The following is a 19,656-nucleotide window of genomic DNA, read 5'->3' as shown; positions in this document are numbered from 1 at the left end:
CTACCCGTCACCAAGGACGGTGAGGCGGACCTCCACCTCATCCCCGGCGCTGACGTGGGCGGCAGCTCTGGCGGTCTTCTTCACCGGGAGCAGGAACGAGCCGCTGGCGCTATCGGGAAAGACCGAGGTCTGCCAGGTGTGTCCGGAGATTTCCGCCGTGACTTTGACCGATCCGAAGGCCTTCCGGAAAGCCGTTCCCTGTTCCCGGAGTTCCTCGGCAACGTCCGGTGGCACCGTCAGGAAGTGCCACCCGGCCTCGCCGGGATGGAGCCACAGTTCGGCCCGGAACGTATACGACGACGTCACGGCCGCCAGTATCGCATGCCGCCTGCGCGGACGCACCCCTCCTCGTGGGCAACGGTCAGGATCCGGGCTCGCGGAGGTGCCTGGCCGCCGTCTCACGGACCGCGGCGGACAGCTGGTTCAGCAGGGGTGAGTCGATTTTCCAGCGCTGCCAGTACAAGGAAACGTCAAGCGGATGCTCCGGAGCCAGCTCCACGAGGTCCCCGCTCCGAAGGTCTCCCTGGCACTGCTGTTCCGGCAACAGTCCCCATCCCAGTCCCAGCCGGATGGCCTGCGCGAACTCTGCCGAGGACGGAACGTAATGCCGCGGCGCAGCCAGGACCGCACCTGTCACCGCCATGAAGAATTCATCCTGCAGGTGGTCCTTGCGGTCAAAGTCCACCACCGGCACCCGGCTGCCGGCGGCAAGTTCCGGGCCGGCAGGCCACCAATGGCTGATGTACCCGGGACTGGCCACGGCCCGGTATCTCAGGGCACCCAGCGGTTCCACGGTGCAGCCCTGTACCGCTTCCGGAGTGGCGGTGACCGCGGCCATCACCAGGCCGGTCCGCAGCAGCTGCGTGGAATGCTGTTCGTCCTCGCGATGGAGCTCAAAGGAGGCGCCGAGGCCCGGGGGCAGGCTTGCCAGCGCGGGCAGGAACCACGTGGACAGCGAGTCGGCGTTCACCACCAGGGGGATGGGCCTGCTCTGTTCGCCGTCGCCGCCCCCGAGTTCCTGCCGGGCATCCCACTCCAGTTGCCTGACCTGCCGGGCGAACCGCAGGACCGCCTCACCCGCCGGAGTGGGCCGGGCGGGGTTGGTCCGCTGCAGCAGGATCTGCCCGGCCGCATCCTCCATCGCCTTGAGCCGCTGGGAGATGGCCGACGGCGTGACGTACAGGGTGCGGGCGGCCGCCTCCAACGTGCCGCCGTCCACCACAGCCGCAAAGGTCCGGAGCTGCTCCAACTGAAAGGTCTTCATTAGCTTTCCTTAATAGAGCTAAGAATCATTAGCTGGTGTAATTGTAGACGCCGCCGTAGGTTGGAAAACATGGAATTTTCTGCTCTCGTCCCTGCTGTCGCCCTGGGCTTCGGCACCAGCCTCGCCCTCATCGTGGCGATCGGCAGCCAGAACGCGTTCGTGCTGCGGCAGGGCATCCGCGGTGAGCACGTCGCCGCCGTCGTACTCGTCTGCAGTGTCTCCGATGCGGTGCTCATCGCCGCGGGGATTGCCGGCGTCGGGGCGTTGATGGAGGCGAGTCCTGTGGTGGTGAATGTGGCGCGCTATGCCGGGGCCGCGTTCCTCGTGGGATACGGCGTACTGGCGGCCCGCCGGGCCATCCGTCCGGGTGCGCTGACGGCCTCCGGCAAAGAACCCGCCCTCCGCGCGGGGCCGGCCATCACTACCGTGCTCGCCCTGACCTGGCTCAACCCGCACGTCTACCTGGACACCGTGCTGCTCCTCGGTTCCGTCGCCAATCAGCAGGTGGAGGAGTTGCGGTGGTGGTTCGGCGGCGGTGCAATGGCGGCCAGCCTCGGGTGGTTCTGCGCCCTGGGTTTCGGAGCCCGGGCTTTGCGTCCGTTCTTCGCGCGGCCGACTTCGTGGCGCATTCTGGACGGCTTCGTGGCCGTTGTCATGCTGGCGCTGGGGGTCCGTCTGGCGTTGGGGGCTTGAGCCCCGCTGTTCATCCCTCCCGCTAACCTCCCTGTTGACCGTGGGGCCCGGTGCGGCGTAGCTTCGTGGTCACCACCGCGATGCCGCTGGGCCACCGCATCCGCCTGCCCCGGGAGCGCGCCATGACTGGAAGAGAAACACCGCAAGGCCTCAGGCCCTATCGCAAGGCGGGAGCGGTTATCGTCGCCGCAAGCACCTGCTGGGGTATCGGAATTTCCTTCGTGGGGATGGTGCACGCCACCAGGGACCCGGCCGCCAGGCTGGCCATGCTCCAGCGCAGCCGGGGGCCCTGGGTACTGGGCCAGTTCCTTGCAGCCGCGGGCACCATGGCCGTGCCTGTCGGGTTCGTCCGGTTTGCCCAGGCCGTCCGGTCCGGCCCCACGAAAACCCTGGCCACGGGAGCGGCGGCCGCACTCGTTGCCGGCGCCCCTTTGTTTGTCGTGGCCCTCGCGGACCGCGCCACCGACCTCGAAAAGTTCGCCTACCGGCGCGGCGCCAACTGGCCGTTCCTCACCTACTCGGGACTGCATGTGGGCGCGCTGGCTGCCTTGGGCGCGGGGCTGCTGCTTTCGCCGCTCAAGCCTTGGAGCGGCCTGACCTCAGCCGTGGGCGCCCCCGTTTTCGGTGCCATCCTGGCCGGTACGAAGGACATCCCGCCATTTGTTTTCTACCTGGTGGAAGGGGCGATCGGAGCGCAGCTGATGCGCTACGAAGAGGTGTCAGCTGCGGCCGGCCCCGCGCAGGAGGGCATGTCCCCCGAGAATCAGGACTGACGGACCCTGAGCAGTTCCGGGGCGTCATCCACCTCCGGCACGCCGGAGGTTCCGCGCATGGTGACGCCGACGGCGTAAGACACCACGGTGCCCAGCCCGCCGTCGTCGGGGTCTGATTTTTCCAGGGCGGAGTCCCGCGCCCGGCGCTGCTCAGCCGAGCCGGTGCCCCGGGCAATAATGTCCTCGACACCCTGCCGGGCCAGGGCAAGCTCGCCCTGTTCCTCGAGGACGGGCGCCAGATAGTCCACCAGCGAGCGCACCACATCGACGGCGGGCGCTGGCCGGAAGGTTCCGAAGTCCAGCAGTTCGCCACGCAGCCCGCTGCTGCTCGCCTGCCAGGCCGCCATCCGGAGCAGCACTGTGGGAACCGGCGCCGGATCGACGCCCTCGCGCCATTCCCGGCTGGCCGACTCCACCAGCGCCCGCACCAGAACCGCGATCAGGGCGGCGTCCTCCGCGCGGAGGCAGACATCGGCCACCCGGACTTCCACCGTGGGATGGTTCCGGGAGAGACGGGCATCGAAGTAGAGCATGCCTTCATCCAGCATCACCCCGCTGTCCAGCAGGCGCGTCACCACGCGGCGGTAGGCGGAGTAGGTGCCGTAGATGGCGGCGGGCCCGGAGGTTGGCCACCGGTTCCAGGCCTGGGTGCGGTAGCTTTCGAACCCGGTGGGCACCCCGTTCCAGAACGGCGAGTTGGCACTCAGGGCGGTGAGGACGGCCAGCTTGTCCCGGATCCGGTCCAGGACCGCAACGCCCTCTTCAGGTGATTCGATAAAGGTGTGGACGTGGAAGCCGCAGGTCAGCTGCTCCTGCGCGGTCAGGCCAAAGCGCTCCAGCATGCGCGCGTACCGGGCGTCCGGGGTGGTGTGGCTGGTGGACGCCAGCGGGGACGTTGCCAGCGCAGCTACCCGCGCGCCGTGTTTTCGCGCGGCCTCGTCCGCGAGGCGCCGTCCTGCCCGGATCTGCGGCAACAGCTCGGCGTACTCCAGGCACGGACGTGTCTGGGTCTCGATCTGTTCCAGCTTGAGCTCGGCACTCAAGCCCATTTCGTCGTCGTCGTAAGCGGTTTTGTCCTGGGCACCCAGGACCTGCGGATCCTCCGGAGCATCATCAGCGGCAAGCCGGCGGCCGGACAGCAGGGCATCCGCCAAGGCAAGCGGCTCCCCCGTCTCCGGATCAACGATCAGGAGTTCTTCCTCGACGCCGAATGTTCGCATGCTTATATTGTGCTTCAACCGACGCCCGGTTCGCCGGGTTACGGCCCATCATGACGAAGCGCTAATCCTGGAAGTACTCCACCTTGGCGCCGATGGCGTTGAGCCGCTCGGCCAGATCCTCGTAGCCGCGCTCAATCACGTAGATGTTGCGCAGCTCCGAGACGCCGCGGGCGGCCAGCATGGCAAGCAGCAGGCAGGCTGCCGGGCGGAGGGCCGGCGGGCAGCCCACCTCGGCGGCGCGCCATTTCGTGGGGCCGTTGACGTAGATCCGGTGCGGATCCAGCAGCTGGACCTGGCCGCCGAGCTTGTTCAGCTCCGTGAGGTAGATGGCCCGGTTCTCATAGACCCAGTCGTGGATCATGGTCTGGCCATGGGCATTGGCAGCGATGACCGCAAAGAACGGAAGGTTGTCGATGTTCAGTCCGGGGAACGGCATGGGGTGGATCTTGTCTTCCGGCGCGCGCAGCTCCGAGGGCTTGGTGGTCACGTCGACGAGCCGGGTGCGGCCGTTCCGCGCCATGTACTCCCCGGAGACCTCCAGCTGCTGGCCCATCTGCTCCAGCGTGGCCAGCTCGATCTCCATGAACTCGATGGGCACGCGCCGGATGGTCACTTCGGAGTTGGTCACGATGCCGGCGGTAATGAGGCTCATCGCCTCAATGGGGTCCTCGGACGGGAAATACTCGATGTCGGCGTCGATGAACGGCTGCCCGGTGATCTTCAGGGTGGTGGTGCCCACGCCGTCGATCCTGACCCCCAGCATCTCGAGGTAGAAGCAGAGGTCCTGGACCATGTAATTGGGGCTGGCGTTGCGGATGACGGTAGTGCCGGCACGGTGGGCGGCCGCCATGATGGCGTTCTCCGTGACCGTATCGCCGCGTTCGGACAGGACGAACGAGCGGTCCTGCGTGTCAGGTTTCGGAGCCTGCACGGTGTAGAAGCCGGCAGTGGCTTCAACCGACAGTCCGAACTGGCGCAGCGCCTGCATGTGCGGCTCCACCGAGCGGGTGCCGAGGTCACAGCCGCCGGCATACGGCAGGAGGTACTCCGCGGATTCATCCAGCAGCGGACCGAGGAGCATGAGCACGCTGCGGGTGCGGCGAGCGGCGTCAACGTCCATGGCGGCAAGATTAAGTTCGGCCGGCCGGCGCAGCTGGAGGTCGGTGTCATTGAGCCACGTGCATTCGACGCCGATGCTGGTCAGCACCTCGACGATCCGGTTAACCTCTTCGATCCGGGCGAGGCGGCGCAGGACCGTGGTGCCGCGGTTGATCAGGCTGGCGCAGAGAAGCGCCACGCCCGCATTCTTACTGCTGTTGACGTCCACCGCGCCGGAAAGGGTCCGGCCGCCTTCGATCCGCAGGTGCGTCATCTGCGGCCTGCCCACGTTGACGATGCTGCGGCCAAAGATGGTTTCGAGCCGTTGGATCATTTTGAGGCTGAGATTCTGCTTGCCCTGCTCCATCCGCGCCACAGCACTTTGGCTGGTTCCCATGGCCGCCGCCAGCTGTCCCTGGGTCCAGCCCTTCTCTGTGCGGGCGTCCCGCAGGGTGGCGGCAATATGTTCGGCAGCTTCCTGAGTCATAGCTAAAAAATATCACAAATGAGTTATTCGGCACCGGAAATGCCCGGTAGAGGCGAGAATCATCACACATTATCCATCTCATGCGATATCTCCGGGAACTTTTGACGCCTTGACCCTGTCCACCCGGCAGTGGAGACTGAAAATACCGGCATCGCACGCCCTGCATACCAGCCCCAGGGACTGCGCCAGCGTCAAGGCCCTGCGGCGGCGGCAACAGTGGAGGTCCGCGATGCACGAAAACTCGAGGTACGGGTACTCGATGCAGGGACATGCGGCCGCAACTTTCCGTGCCGCGCTGCTCGCGGCGCTCTGCCTGCTGCTGGCCGCGTGGGCCCTGGCAATGGCTCCGGCGGCCAGCGCCGCACCGTCACCGGGCGACGGCGCCGAGCAGGCCCTGGGCAACGACATCTCCTGGCCCCAGTGCGGCAAGGCCTTCCCCAAAGCTCCGGCCTTCGGCATCGTGGGTGTGAACAACGGCCTCGCCAACGCCACCAACCCTTGCCTCGCCGAACAGCTCCGCTGGGCTGAGGCCATCAGTGTGAACCCGACAGACCAGCCATCAGTTGCCCTTTACGTCAACACCGCCAACCCGGGCCTTGCCGGCTCATGGTGGCCCGCCAGCAACGATTACCCGGCCGGCCAGACAGTCGCCAACCCCTACGGAACGTGCGAAACCAAGGATGTGGGTGCGGCCTGCGCCTATATGTACGGCTACGCCAAGGCCTATGACAACGCGCACATCCGCGGCATTGAGCGGCCCGGGGACTACCTCTGGTGGCTGGACGTGGAAACGGACAACAGCTGGTCCACCGACAGGAACTCCAACCGCGCAGTCCTCGAAGGCATGACAACGTTCTATCAAAGCATCGGGGCCGACGTCGGAATCTACTCCTCCGGGTACCAGTGGGGGCTGATCGTGGGGATCGTCGACGGGTCCAGCAACCTCTACGGCCTGCCCAGCTGGCTGGCAGGCGCCCGCACGGCAGCAGGGGCGGAAGCCAACTGCTCAGATGCGCCGCTGACGGCCGGCGGTGACGTAGCCCTGACCCAGTTTGTGTCGCAGGGCTTCGATTACGACTACTCGTGCGAGTAGCCAACCCGCGCGATCAGCTGAGTCGTGCGGTCAGCGCCAGACGAAGTTCCAGGTCCCCAGGCCGGCAGCTGACACGACGGCGGCGGCCGCAATCAGCACGCCGCCCAGTAAAACCCAGATGTCCAGGACCGAGTAGGTGGATTCCCGCGCCCAGGTCCTCTGCGCGCTGCCAAAACCGCGGGCTTCCATGGTGACCGCCAGGCGGGAGGCCCGCCGGATGGCCTGGACCAGCAGCCCGAAGCTCTGGCCCAGTGTTGCGCGCAACCGTTGCAGCGGACTTCCGTGCGAGCCCACGCCCCGGGCCCGCCGCGCCATCCCGATGGTCTGCCATTCCTCAGCCATGAGCCCCACGAGCCGCATCGCCGCCAGGGTGCCGAGCACAAAGCGGTGCGGCAGTTTTGCCTTCTGGGCCAGCGCATCGGCGAGGTCGGTCGGGTCAGTGCAGCTCATCAGCAGGATGGCCGGAAGCGCGATCGCCAGCCCGCGGAGCATAAAACCAAGCCCCAGCTGCAGCGAACCTTCGCTGATGGACCAGATCCCGGCATCGAGCAGCACGGCGCCGCTGTCCGCCGCAACGATCGCTGTGCTCCAGCCGCCCAGGGCCGCCGCGAGGATCAGCGGCCAGCCCCGCTGCCACAACAGGCCCAATGTCAGCCCGGCCAAGGGAAAGAGCGCCAACTCGGCCACCAGTGCCGTGGTGGCGGAGACCCAGTCGATGGAAAGGGCCAGCACCAGGGTGATCAGGAAGACCGCCGTGAACTTCGCCAGCGGGTTGGCCCGGGTGAGGACGGAGTGGTTGCCTCGCAGGTTCAGTTCGGCCCTCATGAGGCGCCGGCTTCCAGGCGGGCCCCGCCGATTGAGGCGGGCCCCAGGTGCAGTTCCGTACCGCCCAGGACCGCGCTGAACTCCTGATCGTGCGTCACCGAGACCACTGCCGTTCCGGCATCGAGAAGTTCAGACAGGAAGGACGCGAGCTCCGCCCAGGTGTTGGCATCCTGGCCGAAGGTCGGCTCGTCCAGTACCAGCACCTTGGGGTGCGCTGCCAGGACCGTAGCCACGGAGAGCCGCCGCTTCTCGCCGCCGGACAGTGTGTACGGATTCGCGTCCACCAGGTGCGTCAGGCGGAGCCGTTCGAGCAGCTCATCCACCCGTTCCTCCCCATGCCCGAGGTGACGCGGGCCGAACATCAGCTCATCCAGCACACGCCCGGTGACGAACTGGTGCTCGGGTTCCTGGAAGACCGTTCCGATGCGCGAAATCAGACGGTTCGCTTTCCATCTGAAGGGGTCGATCCCGGCTCCCAGGCTCAGATCCACGGCGGCGGAAACCTTGCCGCGGACCGGCGCGAGCAGTCCTGCGAGGGTCAGCGCGAACGTGGACTTCCCGGCCCCGTTGGGACCGGTCACCGTCAGTGCCTGGCCGGCCCGGACCTGTGCCGTCACGCCCTCCTGGACCGGCACCGGCGGGATGGTCCTGAAGCCCCGGCGGCGCGGACGCCCGCGGGAGACGGCCAGGTTTTCGGCGGCGAGCAGCAGGTCGCCGGAGCCGGCGGAAGTGCGGCTGCGCGTATCGGGGAGGTACCCCGGCACCCAGACACCGGCCCCGATCAGCATCTCCCGCGCCTCGGCGAGGACCTGGTCCGGCGGACCGTCCAGCAGGACAGCCGAAGCGTTGGCCGAGCCGGGCTGCAGCACCACAATCCGGTCCACCAGGTCCTTCCAGACGGACACCCGGTGTTCCACCACCACCAGCGTTGCGCCGGTCTTGTCCAGGCAGCGGCCCACGGCGTCACGGACTTCGAGCACCCCGGCGGGATCGAGGTTGGCCGTCGGTTCGTCGAGCAGGATCAGCCCGGGCCGCATCGCCAAAATGCCGGCGAGCGCCAAGCGCTGCTTCTGCCCGCCGGACAGGGCCGACGTCGGGTGGTCCAGCGGAAGCCGCGTGGCACCACGCCGTGCGGCACCTTCCTCGCCGTCGGCACTTCGCAGCCCGACGTCGTCGAGCGCTTCATGGACCCGCCGCCAGATCTCGTCCCGCGGAACGGCCAGGTTTTCGGCGCCGAAGGCGACGTCGTCGCCGAGGCGCGAGAGGACCACCTGGGTTTCCGGGTCCTGCTGCATCAGCCCGGATCGTCCGCGCTGCCCGCGGGGGGCAGCGCCGTCGATCAGGAGCGAACCGGTCTCATCGGCGTCGTCCCCTTCATCCCCCAGCACCCCGGCCAGTGCGTGCAGCAGCGTGGATTTGCCCGCGCCGGAAGGGCCCAGCAGGAGCACCCGCTCGCCCGGAGCGATGTCGAGGTCGAGCCCCTGGACTGCAGGGGCTGACCTGCCGGAGTGGCGCCAGCCCCAACCGCGCGCGGTCACCGCGGCGGGGCGCACCAGTGCCGCGGTGCCGGCGTCGGAAGCGGTCATCAGCTGAAGACAGGCTCCGAAGCTGCCTTTCGTGAGGCGAAGGAGCTGAGCACGCCGGTCCGGGCCAGGCCGCGGGTGGCGATCCAGGACAGCGCGCCCGCAATCACGGCGCCGGAGATAGTGCAGAACAGGATGTAGGCGAGCTTGTCACCGGGTTCGTAGGCGATGTTCCAGCCCCACGGGAGGAAGGAGTCGTTCAGGCCGCAGAACAGACCCGCGCCGGCGCCGGCCAGCAACGCGACGATCAGGTTGTACTTCTGGTGCAGGAACGAGCCGAACCTGAACTTGCCGTACACCAGCAGGAAGAACACCAACTCGGCGCCCAGGCCCTGGAGGAGTCCGGAGATCAGCACCGTGGCGCCGTACTGGGAGCCCATGATGAGTTCGCCGGTGGCGGCGACGGTTTCGCAGAAGATCGCCGCGCCCGGCTTGCGGATGATAAGCATGCCCAGCACCGCGGGGATCATCCAGCCGCCGGCCAGCAGGCCTGTCAGCGGGGGGTAAACGGCGTTCATCGGCGCGGACACAATGCCGGCGCCCTGTGACCATGCCCAGAAAATCACGCCGCCGGCGATCGCGATAAGCGCGGCCACCACAATGTCCACGACGCGCCAGGTGTTGCCGGTCTTCTTATTCAATGCTGCAGTGCTCATATGTGGTCCTCCTGAGGAACAGGAGGGGAAAGTGCACCCGGCCCGCGGCGTTGCCGCCGTCGCCGGACACTTCGAGAACTCGACTCCCTTGCGCCGGTACTAACCGGATCAGGTTCGAGGGTCTGCGGCTGTCCGCACTCTCAGCGCCCACCCTTGGTTTCCCTGGCAATGCCAGTGATGCCCGACGGCGGCGCTCCCCTGTCGTAAATAAATCTGCCCTGTTGGGCGTGGTCCAGTTTACACCGCCGGGCCGGTAGATTGTGGGCCATGACCTCTGACTCCTCGTCCGTGACAGCCTTTGATCCCGACTCCGCCGAGGACCAGCCCCGCGCCGCCCTCGAGGCACTGATAGCGCGGATCGATAGTGAGATCTCCGAGCTGCAGTTCCCGCGTTTCACCAAGGATGACTCCCTCAACCTGGGGCTCCTGCTGGTGGAGCTGGGGAAGAGCCGGAAGCTGACCATCGCCATCGACATCACCAAGGCTGACCAGGTCCTGTTCCATGTGGCGCTGGACGGAGCCACGCCGGACAACGAGCACTGGATACGCGCGAAGCAGCGCACCGCCGCACGGTATGAGATTCCCTCATTACTCGTCGGGCTGCGCGGCCGGCTGGGTGGCGGGCGGCTCGAGGACCAGGGCTGGTACGACGAGTCCACGTACGCGGCCCACGGCGGTTCCTTCCCCGTCTACGTCGCCGGGGTGGGTGCCGTGGCCACCGTGACGGTTTCGGGCCTGCCCCAGCAGGAGGACCACGATCTTGTGGTGGAGGCGCTGCGGGAGATCCTGGCGTCCATGCGAACCGGGAGCTGAGGGCTCCGGCAGCTGTGGGCTCAGGGAGCTGAGCGGCCCCGTTCTCTGAGGGCTCTGGCAGCTGAGGGGCGCCGGGCACGCGGATGCGGCTAGGCTAAGGTCAGTCCGTTTTCCGCCCGCTAGGAGTTACACGAATGAACCTTTTCATCAAGCTGCTTGGCACCGGAGTCAGCCTCGGCGCAGGATTTCTCGGCACCAAGGTAGTCAACGCCGTGTGGGAGAAGTCCACCGGCCGCAAACCGCCCACAGGCAAGCACGAGGACACTCCCACCACCCTGCGGTCAGCCCTGACGTTTGCACTCATCTCGGCCTCGGTCAGCACCATCATCCAGGTGCTCGCCAACCGCGGCACCCAGCGCGCCATCACCCGGTTCGCCAAGTCCCAGGACATCGTCTAGCAGTAGCACCGCCGGCAGCTCGGCCGGCAATCAGTCCGGCCGGCTGTCAGGCTGGATGTGTCAGCCCGGCCGGGCCGGCAGCCAGTCCGTCAGGCTGGCTGTCAGTCCGGACGGCCGGCGTTGGACCCTTCGTCCCGGGCCGACTGTGCCGCCTTCTGAACCACGGCTTCCAGTTCATCGGAACTGAGCAGCTCCCGGTGCAGGTGCTTGGTGCGGTAACCGGCGCGGCCCACCATGTGCGCGGACACCGGCACCGTGAGGAGCTGGAAGATCCATGCCACCAGCAGAACCGGCCACACCCACCAGGTGCGCATCTGAAGGCCTATGGATGCCAGCAGCAGGAACAGGCCCAGGACCTGCGGTTTGGTGGCCGCGTGCATCCGGCTCATCAGATCCGGAAAACGCAGGAGACCGACGGCGGCGGCCAGGGACATGAGAGCGCCCACCACCATAAAAACGGCCGATGTGGTGTCGATGATGTTGTCCACCAGGCTGGCTTCAGGATTCATTGGGCTGCTCCCGCCGGCCCGCCACGAAGCGCGCCACTGTTGCCGAGCCGATGAAGCCCACAATGGACAGCGCCACCAGCAGCATCAGGTTGTTCAGGTGCCGGTTGACCGCCATATCGATGCACAAAGCGGCACCGAGGATGGCAAGCAGGACATCCGAGGCCAGCACGCGGTCCAGCAGTGAGGGTCCGCGGGCAATCCTGATGATGGCTCCCGCGGCGGCCAGCGAGAGAATGACTGCTGTGACAGCCAGGACGGTCTGCATCATGCTGCGGCCTCCTGCCGGATGGTTTCGAGTTCTTCCGGTGTGCCCATGATCCGGATCAGTCCTGCCTCGATGGCCCTGACTTCCTGGCGCAGTTTCTCCACCTCGTCAGGGGTGTTGATGTTGAGTGCGTGGAGGTACAGGGTGGAGGTGGAGCGGTCCACTTCCACCACCAGGGAACCGGGGATCAGGGAAATAACGTGACCTGTGGCTGTGACCATCAGGTCCTGGTGGCTGCGCAGTTTGACCGCGACGACGGCGCTGATCACCTTCGGCCCGCGGACAGCGGCCAGGTACATCACGTCGATGCTGGCGGCCACCACCTTGGCCAGGAACTGCAGGGCGAACGGCACTGCGTGGAGGACATTGAAGCGGCCGCTCAGTTCCACCGGGGGCAGGTAAAACATCCGCGCCACCAGCACTGCCAGCAGCGCCCCGAAAAGCAGGTTTCCCGGGCTGAAGTCCTGCCACAGGGCGCCCCAGACTAGGACCAGCCACACGAGCAGAGGAAGCTCCTGCCGCAGGGAAATCCGGCGGCGGCTCACTTTCCGCCTCCGGCCTTCAGCGCAAGCGCAGGAACAGGGGCGTCCTCGCCCAGCACGGCCTGGATATATGAGGTCCGGTCCAGCATTTCCTGGGCGGCCTGGTCAGCGACGCCGAAAAGCGGGCCGGCAAAAACGGTGAATGATACGCCGAGCAGCACCAGTCCCAGCGTCGGGCCCACCATGGTCCGCGGCAGCAGCGTAACGTTCGTGCGGCCTGCCCTGCTTCCCGTATCCGAATCCTTGGGCGCGGCCAGCAGGACGGGGTCCGGGTACTCGGCGTCAGTGGGCTTGCGCCAGAACGCACGGTTCCAGACCCTGGCCACCGCCAGGAGTGTCAGGAGGCTGGTCACCACACCGCCGATCACCAGGGCGTAGGCCAGCGGGGTGCCCAGTTCGATGCCGGCCTGGATCAGCCCCACCTTGCCCAGGAACCCGGAGAACGGCGGGATGCCGGCCAGGTTCATGGCCGGCACAAAGAAGAGGATGGCCAGCACGGGCGATAACTTGGCCAGTCCGGCAAGCCGGTCCACGGAGGAACTGCCGCCGCGGCGTTCAATGAGCCCCGTGACCAGGAACAGGCTGGTCTGGATGGTGATGTGGTGGGCCACGTAGAACACTGCGGCGCCCAGCCCGGCCACGGAGGACATCGCCAGGCCGAAGACCATGTAGCCGATGTGGCTGACGAGCGTAAAGGACAACAGACGCTTGATATCGCTTTGGGCCAGGGCACCCAGGATGCCCACCACCATGGTCAGGAGCGCCGCCACCATAAGGGGCGTGTTCAGGCTGTCGCCAGGAAACAGCAGGGTTTCGGTGCGCACCATCGCGTACACGCCGACCTTGGTCAGCAGGCCCGCGAACACGGCCGTGACCGGTGCCGGCGCGGTGGGGTAGGAGTCAGGCAGCCAGAAGGACAGCGGGAACACGGCGGCCTTGATGCCGAAAGCAACCAGGAGCATCACGTGCAGCAGGGTCCGGGTTCCCTCGTCCAGGTCCGCGAGCTTGATGGCAAGATCGGCCATGTTCACGGTCCCGGTAGCGCCGTAGACCATGGCGATGGAGATCAGGAACAGCACCGAGGACACTACGGACACCACCACATAAGTGACGCCGGCGCGGATCCGGGGTCCGGTCCCGCCCAGGGTCATCAGGACGTAGCTTGCCGTCAGCAGGATCTCGAACCCGACGTACAGGTTGAAAAGGTCCCCTGAGAGGAACGCGTTGGACACCCCGGCCACCAGGATCAGGAAGGTGGGGTGGAAGATCGACACCGGTGCGTCCTGGTCGCCGTCGGCCATGCCCTGCCCGGTGGCGTAGATCAGCACCGCCAGGCTCACGGCAGAGGACACCACCAGCATGAGGGAGGAGAACTGGTCCACCACCATGACGATGCCCCAGGGCGGCAGCCAGCCGCCGATGTTCACAGCGGCCGTTCCGCCATCCCACACCGACGCCAGCAGCACGCACTCGAGCAGCAGCGTCAGGGACAACACGCCGATGCTGACGGCGCGCTGGGCACGGGAATGCCGGATCAGCAGGAACGCCAGGGCCGCGCCGAGGATGGGAAGTACGACGGCGAGCGGGGCGAAGCTTGCGATGTTCACTTCACACCTCCTTCAGGGCCGGGGGTGACGTTGCGTGATCCGGGCTGCTCTTCGGCAGCAGCATCCGCGGCAGGAATCTTTCGGGCGCCGGCTTTGATGGACGTGCCTGCTTCAGGGGCGTCCCGGGGCACGGCGTGGTCGGAGAGGGAGCTTCCGTCACCGCCGAGCATCGTCAGGGGAAACTCGGAGGTCTCGGCCGGTATCTCGGCGTCGTCCTCGGCATCAAAGCTGGGCGTCTCGGCGACCCTGAGGTCCTCGAGGTCGTATTCGATCTCGTCCTGGCGTGCGAGGACCCAGGTCCGGTAGATGATGCCGAGCATAAAGGCCGTCACAGCAAAGGAGATCACGATCGAGGTGAGGATCAGGGCCTGCGGAAGGGGGTCCGCGTAGTCCTGGGCGGCCGTGTCCTTGTCATAGAGCGGGGCCAGCCCGGCGTAGCCGCCGGTGGCCAGGATCAGCAGGTTGGTGGCGTTGGCCAGGAGCATCAGCCCCAAAAGTACCCGGGTGAGGCTGCGTTCCAGGATCAGGTAGATGCCGCAGGCGTACAGCGCGCCCATGACGATCAGCAGGGTCAGGTTGACACTCATCCTTGGCCCTTCGCAGTGGTTTCGACGGCAGCGCCCACGGTCTCCGGCCCGTCCGTCGGTTGCCGGTCCGAACCCTGCACGGCAGGCTCTGCGCCTGCCGGCAGTCCGTCTGCAGACGGCTCTCCTTCGGGCGAGGCGCCGTCCTCTTCAAAGTGCTCGTCAATCTCGGCGCCCAGCGAGCGCAGGACGTCCAGCACGAGGCCGATCACCACGGTGTATACGCCGATATCGAAGATGGTGGACGTGACGAACTTGATGTCGCCGAACACCGGCAGCCACAACTCGATGATGGCGCTCTGGAACACCTGGCCGCCCAGCAGCAGCGGCACCACGCCGGACGCCGCCGCCGTGGCGAGCCCGATCCCCAGCAGGGTTCCCGCTCCCACAGGAGTTGCCTCGCGAAGTTCGAAGCGGCCCCCCGCCAGGTAGCGGATGGCCAGGGCAAGCCCCGCCGTCAGGCCGCCGGCGAAACCGCCGCCCGGCAGGTTATGGCCGGCCAGCAGGAGGTAGAGGGAGAAGATGATCAGAGAGTGGAAGACCAGCCGGGTCACCACTTCAAAGATGATGGAGCGGCGTTCGGGCGCAAGGGTCCGTCCCGCCACGATCCAGGCATCCCGTGCGGACGCCGCGAACTTACGGCTGATGGCCAGCGCTGCAGCTTCGCGGGACCCCGGATCCACCCCGACCTGGCGGCCTACGCTGCCCTCGGCCACGGTGGCGGAAACCTGGATCCGGTCACCGCGTCCGCGGACGAAGATCAGGCTGGCAACGCCTGTGGCCGCCAGCGCCAGGACCGATATTTCACCGAAGGTGTCCCAGGCCCGGATATCCACCAGTGTCACGTTGACGATGTTCAGCCCGCCGCCGCCTTCGTAGGCGAGGCGCGGGAATTCCAGTGAAACCGGCACGGCCACCCGCGCTCCCATGGCGTAGATGGCTGCGAAGACCATGGTGACGCCGAACGCCAGGCCGATCACCACACGGACCACGCGGTACTTTCCGCCGGTCCGGTCCCTGAGCTCGGCCGGAAGGCTGCGCATGGCCAGGACAAAGGCGACCAGAATGATGGTTTCCACCAGCATCTGGGTGAGGGCCAGGTCCGGGGCGCCCTGGAGCGCAAACATCAGCGCGATGCCGTATCCAGTCACCGAAACCATCAGCACGGCCAGGAACCGCTTGTTTGCCTTGACTGCAGCGAGGGCGCCGATCACGATTCCGGCCCCCACGACAGCCTGCAGCGGCGAGTACGGGTCGATGAAGTACAGGTCCCCGGGCAGCGGCTTGCCCGCCAGCAGCATGACCGTCAGCGGGAGGGCAAACGCCATGGAGAGAATGACAGCCAGGTAGAAGTAGAGTGAACCGCGCTGGGTCCGGCCCGTGATCCACACCGCGGTGTCATCCAGCGCTCCGATGGTGAGCTGGTAGGCCCGGTCAGCATCGACCCAGCCGGGCACGAGGTCCTGCGCGCGGGCCACTGCGGTCCGGCCTAAGTGCATCGCCAGGCCGAGGGCGAACGTGAGGGCCGTGAGTCCCAGCGCGGGGGTGAAGCCGTGCCACAGCGCAAGGTGGCCTGCCTGCCCGGCCGGTGTCCCGGCGTCGGGCGCGGTGGACGCGAACAGCGCGGCGTAAGGCTGGATCCAGGAGTCCACGGGTGCCGGCCACAGTCCGTAGACGATGCTGAGGAGGCTGAGGAGGGCGGGGGCCGCCAGGAACGAAGGCCGCACGGCCTTGAACTGCGTGGGCTCAACTCCTGGCTTCGCAGCGAAGGCACCCCACATGAACCGGGCGCTGTAGGCGAAGGTCAGGATGGAGCCCAGGACAATGCCCGCGAGAACTGCCGCGCCCCACGGCCCGCCCTGTGCATGGTGGACGAAGGCTTCGAGTACCGATTCTTTGGCTACGAACCCTGCAAGCAGCGGCACACCGGCCATGGAGGCGGCACCGACGGCAGCCACGATGCCCAGTGCCCGCGACGAGCGGAAAACGCCGGACAGTTTGCGGACATCGCGCGTCCCGGACTGGTGGTCGATGATGCCCACCACCAGAAACAGGGTGGCCTTGAAGAGCCCGTGGGCCAGGAGCATCGCGAGTCCTGCGAGGGCGGCATCCGGTGTGCCGAGCCCCACCACCATGGTCAGGAAACCGAGTTGGCTGACGGTGCCGTACGCCAGGATGAGCTTGATATCGGTCTGGCGGAGCGCACGGTAGCCGCCCACCAGCATGGTGGCCAGCCCCAGGCCCAGCACGATGGGCTGCCAGTATGCGGTCTCCGAGAAGCCAGGTGCCAGCCGGGCCACGAGGTAGATCCCGGCCTTCACCATTGCTGCTGCGTGGAGGTATGCACTCACCGGTGTGGGCGCCGCCATGGCCCCCGGGAGCCAGAAGTGCAGGGGAACCAGGGCGGACTTGCTCATGGCACCCACCAGGATGAGGACGACGGCGGCCGCCACCATGTCCGCGGAAGGTCCACTGACAAGGGTGGGAGCCTGCGCCAGGATGGCCGAGATCCGGTACGTGCCGGCGCTGAAACCCAGCATGACCAGGCCCACAAGCATGGCCAGCCCGCCCGCCGTGGTGACCATCAGGGCCTGGAGGGCCGAGCGCCGCGCGGCCAGCCTGGTCCGGGCGAAGCCGATCAGCAGGTAGGACAGGATGGTGGTGAGTTCCCAGAAAATGAAGAGCAGGAGAAGGTCGTCCGCCACAACCAGGCCGAACATGACCCCCGCGAAAGCGAGCAACTGGGCGCCGAAGCCACCGAGGTTTTCGTCCTTCTTCTTGAAATACCGGGCGCAGTAGACGAGCACCAATGAACCGATACCCAGAACCAGCAGGGACATGACCCAGGCCAGGGCGTCCATCCGGAAAGCCAACTCAAGCTTGAGCCCGGGAATCCACGGGATGACTTCAGCAACTGCGCCGGACCCGGAATACACGGCACCATGCTGGAGCAACAGCCAGAGGAAGGACGCTGCAGGGACAGCGGCCAGGGCGTAGAAAGCGCTGCGGCCCCACACCCTGAACAAATACGGCGCCACAGCAGCCACCGCAAAATGCACGGCAAGGACTGTGATCACTGGTATCTCCGCGTTCGTCAGGGATTCGATTGTCAAAAGTTAGGGCTGGCGGTCAATTCGTTGGATTCGGTGGCCACAGTTTATCAAGGCCCCTCCGACAATTTTCCCCAGCCGTCACGCCGCGGTCCTGGATTTCCCGGGTGTCCGGCCTCAGGTGGACTCCTTGTTCGCCACGGGCGGATAGCATTCAGCCTATGAACACCGCCAGCGCTCCCGAGGCCATGCAGCCGCCATCGGAACTCGCCTCCGGAAGCGAGGCCACCGGCAGGGGCAGGGTCATCGCCTGGGCAGCCTGGGACTGGGGTTCGGCGGCATTCAATGCAGTGATGACCACCTTCGTTTTCACGGTATATCTGACATCCAACGCCTTCGGCGGGGAGGACCAGGCCTCTGCAGTCCTTGGCGGTGCGCTGGCCATCGCCGGCCTGGCCATCGCCGTGCTCGCCCCGGTGACGGGTCAACGTTCTGATGCGGGGGGCCGTCGCAAGCTGTGGCTGGGGGTCAACACGGCCGCCGTCGCCATCCTGACCGCCTTGTGCTTCTTCGTCTTCCCGCGCCCGGAGTTCCTTCTGCTGGGGGTTGCCCTGATTGCACTGGGCAACGTGTTCTTTGAGTTCGCGGGCGTGAACTACAACGCCATGCTCACCCAGATCTCCACGCCCAGGAACATCGGGAAGGTCAGTGGCTTCGGCTGGGCCATGGGGTACCTGGGCGGCATCGTGGCGCTCCTGGTCGTGCTGCAACTGTTCGTCCAGCCGAGCTTCGAATGGTTCGGTGCCTCTACCGAGGACAGCCTCAACATCCGCCTGGTGGCAGTGTTCTCTGCCCTGTGGTTCTTCATCTTCGCCCTGCCGGTCCTGTTCGCGGTTCCGGAGCTTCCGCGGCCGGCGCAGGTCAAGCCGCTGGGGTTCATGGCGTCCTATGCACTGCTGGTCCGCCGGATCAAGGCGATCTACGCCACGAGCCCGCACACCATCTACTTCCTGCTCGCCAGCGCCGTCTTCCGCGACGGCCTGGCCGCGGTTTTCACGTTCGGCGGCGTCATTGCGGCCGGCACCTTCGGCTTTGAGCTGTCCCAGGTCATTTTCTTCGCGATCTTCGGCAACGTGGTGGCGGCAGTCGGGGCCGTAATCGGCGGATTCCTGGACGACAGGGTGGGCCCGAAGGCAGTGATCATGGGCTCCTTGGTGGGGCTGCTGATCGCCGGCACCATGATCCTGGTCCTCGGCAACGGCGAATACGTCTTTTTCGGAACGGCGTGGGCCGGCAGCACCACGTTCTGGGTGTTCGGACTGTTCCTGTGCCTTTTCGTGGGCCCGGCCCAGTCCTCGTCGCGGGCGTACCTGGCGCGGCTGGCACCCCACGGTGAATCCGGCGAGCTTTTTGGGCTGTACGCCACCACCGGCCGCGCCGTCAGCTTCCTGGCGCCTGCCCTCTTCACCCTCTGCATCGCGATTGCCACACCCCTGGTCGCTGCCGGCGAGGCCCAGCGCTGGGGGATCCTTGGCATCATGGTGGTTCTGTTCGCAGGCCTGCTGGTCCTGCTGCCGGTGAAGTCGCCGGACGAGGCCGCCATCGCCGTGGTTCCATCCGCCTGACGCGAACAAACCCTCGGGTCCCGCGCAGCAGCCCCTGCGCGGCGCGCAGCCACCTTAAACCGCTGTGCGGAGACTAGGCTTGAACCATGAACGTGGACGAGACAGACCTCCCCGGCCTGGGCCGGCGGAAGGACTTTATGACAGCTTCGGGGCGCCGCATCGGCGTTGTGGAGCTCCGGGAGGGCCAGACGGAACTCATCGTTTCCACCTGGGACGATCCCGATACCTGCCAGGCCTCGATTCCCCTCACCGGGGATGAGGCCGCCACCCTGGGCAATCTCCTGGGCGGACAGCATCTGGCAATGAAACTGTCCGAGGAGCACCGGGAAATTCCGGGCATCGTGACCCGGCAGTTCTCCATCGCTGCGGACTCCCCGTTCCAGAACCAGCCCATGGGCAAAGCCTGCATCCGCACCCGCTGCGGGGTCTCGATCGTGGCGATCATGCGGGAAGGCGAGGTGGTCCCGTCACCGGGCCCCGACCTCGTGCTTCACACCGGTGACCTGCTGGTAGCTGTCGGCACGCAAGAAGGCCTTGACGCCGCGGCCGATATCCTCCGCAACGGATAACC

General features: G+C 66.7%; 20 protein-coding genes and 1 riboswitch. Of the genes, 7 read left to right on the top strand and 13 right to left on the bottom strand.

The features are described 5' to 3' along the window. Together AC1MCA_RS11770 and AC1MCA_RS11765 are read right to left on the bottom strand one after the other, a co-directional pair. A complete protein-coding gene (locus AC1MCA_RS11770) occupies positions 1-306 on the bottom strand; it encodes a DUF1905 domain-containing protein (protein ID WP_479797281.1) in 306 nt (101 codons plus the stop codon). A 55-nt stretch (positions 307-361) separates the two neighbouring features. After that, positions 362-1,264, bottom strand: a complete 903-nt coding sequence (locus AC1MCA_RS11765) for a LysR family transcriptional regulator ArgP (protein WP_479797277.1) — start codon at positions 1,262-1,264, stop codon at positions 362-364. Positions 1,265-1,333: 69 nt separating this feature from the next. Here AC1MCA_RS11765 and AC1MCA_RS11760 point away from each other — a divergent pair, with 69 nt between their 5' ends. Both AC1MCA_RS11760 and AC1MCA_RS11755 read left to right on the top strand, forming a co-directional pair. Then, on the top strand, positions 1,334-1,957 hold the full coding sequence (locus AC1MCA_RS11760; RefSeq protein WP_479797274.1) for a LysE/ArgO family amino acid transporter: 624 nt from the start codon (positions 1,334-1,336) through the stop codon (positions 1,955-1,957). A 65-nt stretch (positions 1,958-2,022) separates the two neighbouring features. Next, positions 2,023-2,730: a hypothetical protein gene (locus tag AC1MCA_RS11755; RefSeq protein WP_479797271.1), complete on the top strand. Its 708-nt coding sequence runs from the start codon at positions 2,023-2,025 to the stop codon at positions 2,728-2,730. Here AC1MCA_RS11755 and AC1MCA_RS11750 read toward each other — a convergent pair. Then, complete coding sequence (locus AC1MCA_RS11750) at positions 2,721-3,950, bottom strand: glutamate--cysteine ligase 2 (protein WP_479797266.1); 1,230 nt, start codon at positions 3,948-3,950, stop codon at positions 2,721-2,723. The genes AC1MCA_RS11755 and AC1MCA_RS11750 overlap by 10 nt on opposite strands. A gap of 61 nt (positions 3,951-4,011) precedes the next feature. Next, on the bottom strand, positions 4,012-5,535 hold the full coding sequence (locus AC1MCA_RS11745; RefSeq protein ID WP_108598382.1) for a UDP-N-acetylglucosamine 1-carboxyvinyltransferase: 1,524 nt from the start codon (positions 5,533-5,535) through the stop codon (positions 4,012-4,014). 229 nt (positions 5,536-5,764) lie between these two features. On the opposite strand from AC1MCA_RS11745, the gene AC1MCA_RS11740 reads away from it, so the two are divergent. Continuing rightward, complete coding sequence (locus tag AC1MCA_RS11740) at positions 5,765-6,628, top strand: glycoside hydrolase family 25 domain-containing protein (protein WP_479797261.1); 864 nt, start codon at positions 5,765-5,767, stop codon at positions 6,626-6,628. A 30-nt stretch (positions 6,629-6,658) separates the two neighbouring features. Here AC1MCA_RS11740 and AC1MCA_RS11735 read toward each other — a convergent pair whose 3' ends face one another. The 3 genes from AC1MCA_RS11735 to AC1MCA_RS11725 are packed head-to-tail and all read right to left on the bottom strand — an operon-like array spanning position 6,659 to position 9,692. Beyond that, the gene (locus tag AC1MCA_RS11735; RefSeq protein ID WP_479797258.1) at positions 6,659-7,453 is read right to left on the bottom strand and encodes an energy-coupling factor transporter transmembrane component T family protein; all 795 of its coding nucleotides are present in this window, start codon (positions 7,451-7,453) and stop codon (positions 6,659-6,661) included. Beyond that, positions 7,450-9,039, bottom strand: coding sequence for an ABC transporter ATP-binding protein (locus AC1MCA_RS11730; protein ID WP_479797253.1), 1,590 nt, complete (start codon positions 9,037-9,039; stop codon positions 7,450-7,452). The genes AC1MCA_RS11735 and AC1MCA_RS11730 overlap by 4 nt, the downstream gene beginning before the upstream one ends. Next, complete coding sequence (locus tag AC1MCA_RS11725) at positions 9,039-9,692, bottom strand: ECF transporter S component (RefSeq protein ID WP_479797250.1); 654 nt, start codon at positions 9,690-9,692, stop codon at positions 9,039-9,041. Before AC1MCA_RS11725 ends, AC1MCA_RS11730 begins: the two co-directional genes overlap by 1 nt. Before the next feature lie 67 nt (positions 9,693-9,759). Beyond that, positions 9,760-9,902, bottom strand: a riboswitch (TPP riboswitch). A 57-nt stretch (positions 9,903-9,959) separates the two neighbouring features. Here AC1MCA_RS11725 and AC1MCA_RS11720 point away from each other — a divergent pair. Beyond that, positions 9,960-10,505, top strand: a complete 546-nt coding sequence (locus AC1MCA_RS11720) for a heme-degrading domain-containing protein (protein WP_479797246.1) — start codon at positions 9,960-9,962, stop codon at positions 10,503-10,505. A 134-nt stretch (positions 10,506-10,639) separates the two neighbouring features. Continuing rightward, positions 10,640-10,903: a DUF4235 domain-containing protein gene (locus AC1MCA_RS11715; protein ID WP_108598066.1), complete on the top strand. Its 264-nt coding sequence runs from the start codon at positions 10,640-10,642 to the stop codon at positions 10,901-10,903. A gap of 101 nt (positions 10,904-11,004) precedes the next feature. Here the strand turns inward: AC1MCA_RS11715 and mnhG are convergent, their stop codons facing one another. The 6 genes from mnhG to AC1MCA_RS11685 are packed head-to-tail and all read right to left on the bottom strand — an operon-like array spanning position 11,005 to position 17,487. Further along, entirely contained in the window at positions 11,005-11,412 is a 408-nt protein-coding gene (gene mnhG / locus AC1MCA_RS11710) for a monovalent cation/H(+) antiporter subunit G (protein ID WP_479797242.1), read from the bottom strand. Then, on the bottom strand, positions 11,402-11,680 hold the full coding sequence (locus tag AC1MCA_RS11705) for an MrpF/PhaF family protein (RefSeq protein ID WP_479797239.1): 279 nt from the start codon (positions 11,678-11,680) through the stop codon (positions 11,402-11,404). The genes mnhG and AC1MCA_RS11705 overlap by 11 nt, the downstream gene beginning before the upstream one ends. Continuing rightward, positions 11,677-12,222 (bottom strand): Na+/H+ antiporter subunit E, encoded by a 546-nt coding sequence (locus AC1MCA_RS11700; protein WP_108598063.1) that lies wholly within the window; start codon positions 12,220-12,222, stop codon positions 11,677-11,679. The genes AC1MCA_RS11705 and AC1MCA_RS11700 overlap by 4 nt, the downstream gene beginning before the upstream one ends. After that, complete coding sequence (locus tag AC1MCA_RS11695) at positions 12,219-13,826, bottom strand: Na+/H+ antiporter subunit D (RefSeq protein WP_479797233.1); 1,608 nt, start codon at positions 13,824-13,826, stop codon at positions 12,219-12,221. The genes AC1MCA_RS11700 and AC1MCA_RS11695 overlap by 4 nt, the downstream gene beginning before the upstream one ends. Next, positions 13,823-14,413, bottom strand: a complete 591-nt coding sequence (locus tag AC1MCA_RS11690; protein ID WP_479797229.1) for a Na(+)/H(+) antiporter subunit C — start codon at positions 14,411-14,413, stop codon at positions 13,823-13,825. Before AC1MCA_RS11690 ends, AC1MCA_RS11695 begins: the two co-directional genes overlap by 4 nt. Further along, positions 14,410-17,487, bottom strand: a complete 3,078-nt coding sequence (locus AC1MCA_RS11685) for a Na+/H+ antiporter subunit A (protein ID WP_479797225.1) — start codon at positions 17,485-17,487, stop codon at positions 14,410-14,412. Before AC1MCA_RS11685 ends, AC1MCA_RS11690 begins: the two co-directional genes overlap by 4 nt. A 194-nt stretch (positions 17,488-17,681) precedes the next feature. Between AC1MCA_RS11685 and AC1MCA_RS11680 the strand changes: the two genes are divergently transcribed. After that, the gene (locus tag AC1MCA_RS11680) at positions 17,682-19,085 is read left to right on the top strand and encodes an MFS transporter (protein WP_479797222.1); all 1,404 of its coding nucleotides are present in this window, start codon (positions 17,682-17,684) and stop codon (positions 19,083-19,085) included. A gap of 86 nt (positions 19,086-19,171) precedes the next feature. After that, positions 19,172-19,654 carry a cation:proton antiporter regulatory subunit gene (locus AC1MCA_RS11675; RefSeq protein WP_108598058.1) on the top strand — a complete coding sequence of 161 codons (483 nt, stop codon included), beginning with the start codon at positions 19,172-19,174 and terminating at the stop codon, positions 19,652-19,654. Positions 19,655-19,656 lie beyond the last annotated feature (2 nt).

This window comes from Arthrobacter sp. BK1 (assembly GCF_056680055.1).
The sequence above is the reverse complement of the archived record's forward strand: the minus strand, read 5'-3'. Positions and strand labels throughout refer to the sequence as shown.

What these genes read in the sequence shown, in the direction of transcription:
- AC1MCA_RS11765 (WP_479797277.1), bottom strand. Translation starts at nt 1,264, where the DNA reads ATGAAGACCTTTCAGTTGGAGCAGCTCCGGACCTTTGCGGCTGTGGTG.
- AC1MCA_RS11675 (WP_108598058.1), top strand. Translation starts at nt 19,172, where the DNA reads ATGAACGTGGACGAGACAGACCTCCCCGGCCTGGGCCGGCGGAAGGAC.
- AC1MCA_RS11705 (WP_479797239.1), bottom strand. Translation starts at nt 11,680, where the DNA reads ATGATGCAGACCGTCCTGGCTGTCACAGCAGTCATTCTCTCGCTGGCC.
- AC1MCA_RS11690 (WP_479797229.1), bottom strand. Translation starts at nt 14,413, where the DNA reads ATGAGTGTCAACCTGACCCTGCTGATCGTCATGGGCGCGCTGTACGCC.
- AC1MCA_RS11720 (WP_479797246.1), top strand. Translation starts at nt 9,960, where the DNA reads ATGACCTCTGACTCCTCGTCCGTGACAGCCTTTGATCCCGACTCCGCC.
- AC1MCA_RS11680 (WP_479797222.1), top strand. Translation starts at nt 17,682, where the DNA reads ATGAACACCGCCAGCGCTCCCGAGGCCATGCAGCCGCCATCGGAACTC.
- AC1MCA_RS11735 (WP_479797258.1), bottom strand. Translation starts at nt 7,453, where the DNA reads ATGAGGGCCGAACTGAACCTGCGAGGCAACCACTCCGTCCTCACCCGG.
- AC1MCA_RS11730 (WP_479797253.1), bottom strand. Translation starts at nt 9,039, where the DNA reads ATGACCGCTTCCGACGCCGGCACCGCGGCACTGGTGCGCCCCGCCGCG.
- AC1MCA_RS11725 (WP_479797250.1), bottom strand. Translation starts at nt 9,692, where the DNA reads ATGAGCACTGCAGCATTGAATAAGAAGACCGGCAACACCTGGCGCGTC.
- AC1MCA_RS11760 (WP_479797274.1), top strand. Translation starts at nt 1,334, where the DNA reads ATGGAATTTTCTGCTCTCGTCCCTGCTGTCGCCCTGGGCTTCGGCACC.
- AC1MCA_RS11715 (WP_108598066.1), top strand. Translation starts at nt 10,640, where the DNA reads ATGAACCTTTTCATCAAGCTGCTTGGCACCGGAGTCAGCCTCGGCGCA.
- AC1MCA_RS11740 (WP_479797261.1), top strand. Translation starts at nt 5,765, where the DNA reads ATGCACGAAAACTCGAGGTACGGGTACTCGATGCAGGGACATGCGGCC.
- mnhG (WP_479797242.1), bottom strand. Translation starts at nt 11,412, where the DNA reads ATGAATCCTGAAGCCAGCCTGGTGGACAACATCATCGACACCACATCG.
- AC1MCA_RS11750 (WP_479797266.1), bottom strand. Translation starts at nt 3,950, where the DNA reads ATGCGAACATTCGGCGTCGAGGAAGAACTCCTGATCGTTGATCCGGAG.
- AC1MCA_RS11745 (WP_108598382.1), bottom strand. Translation starts at nt 5,535, where the DNA reads ATGACTCAGGAAGCTGCCGAACATATTGCCGCCACCCTGCGGGACGCC.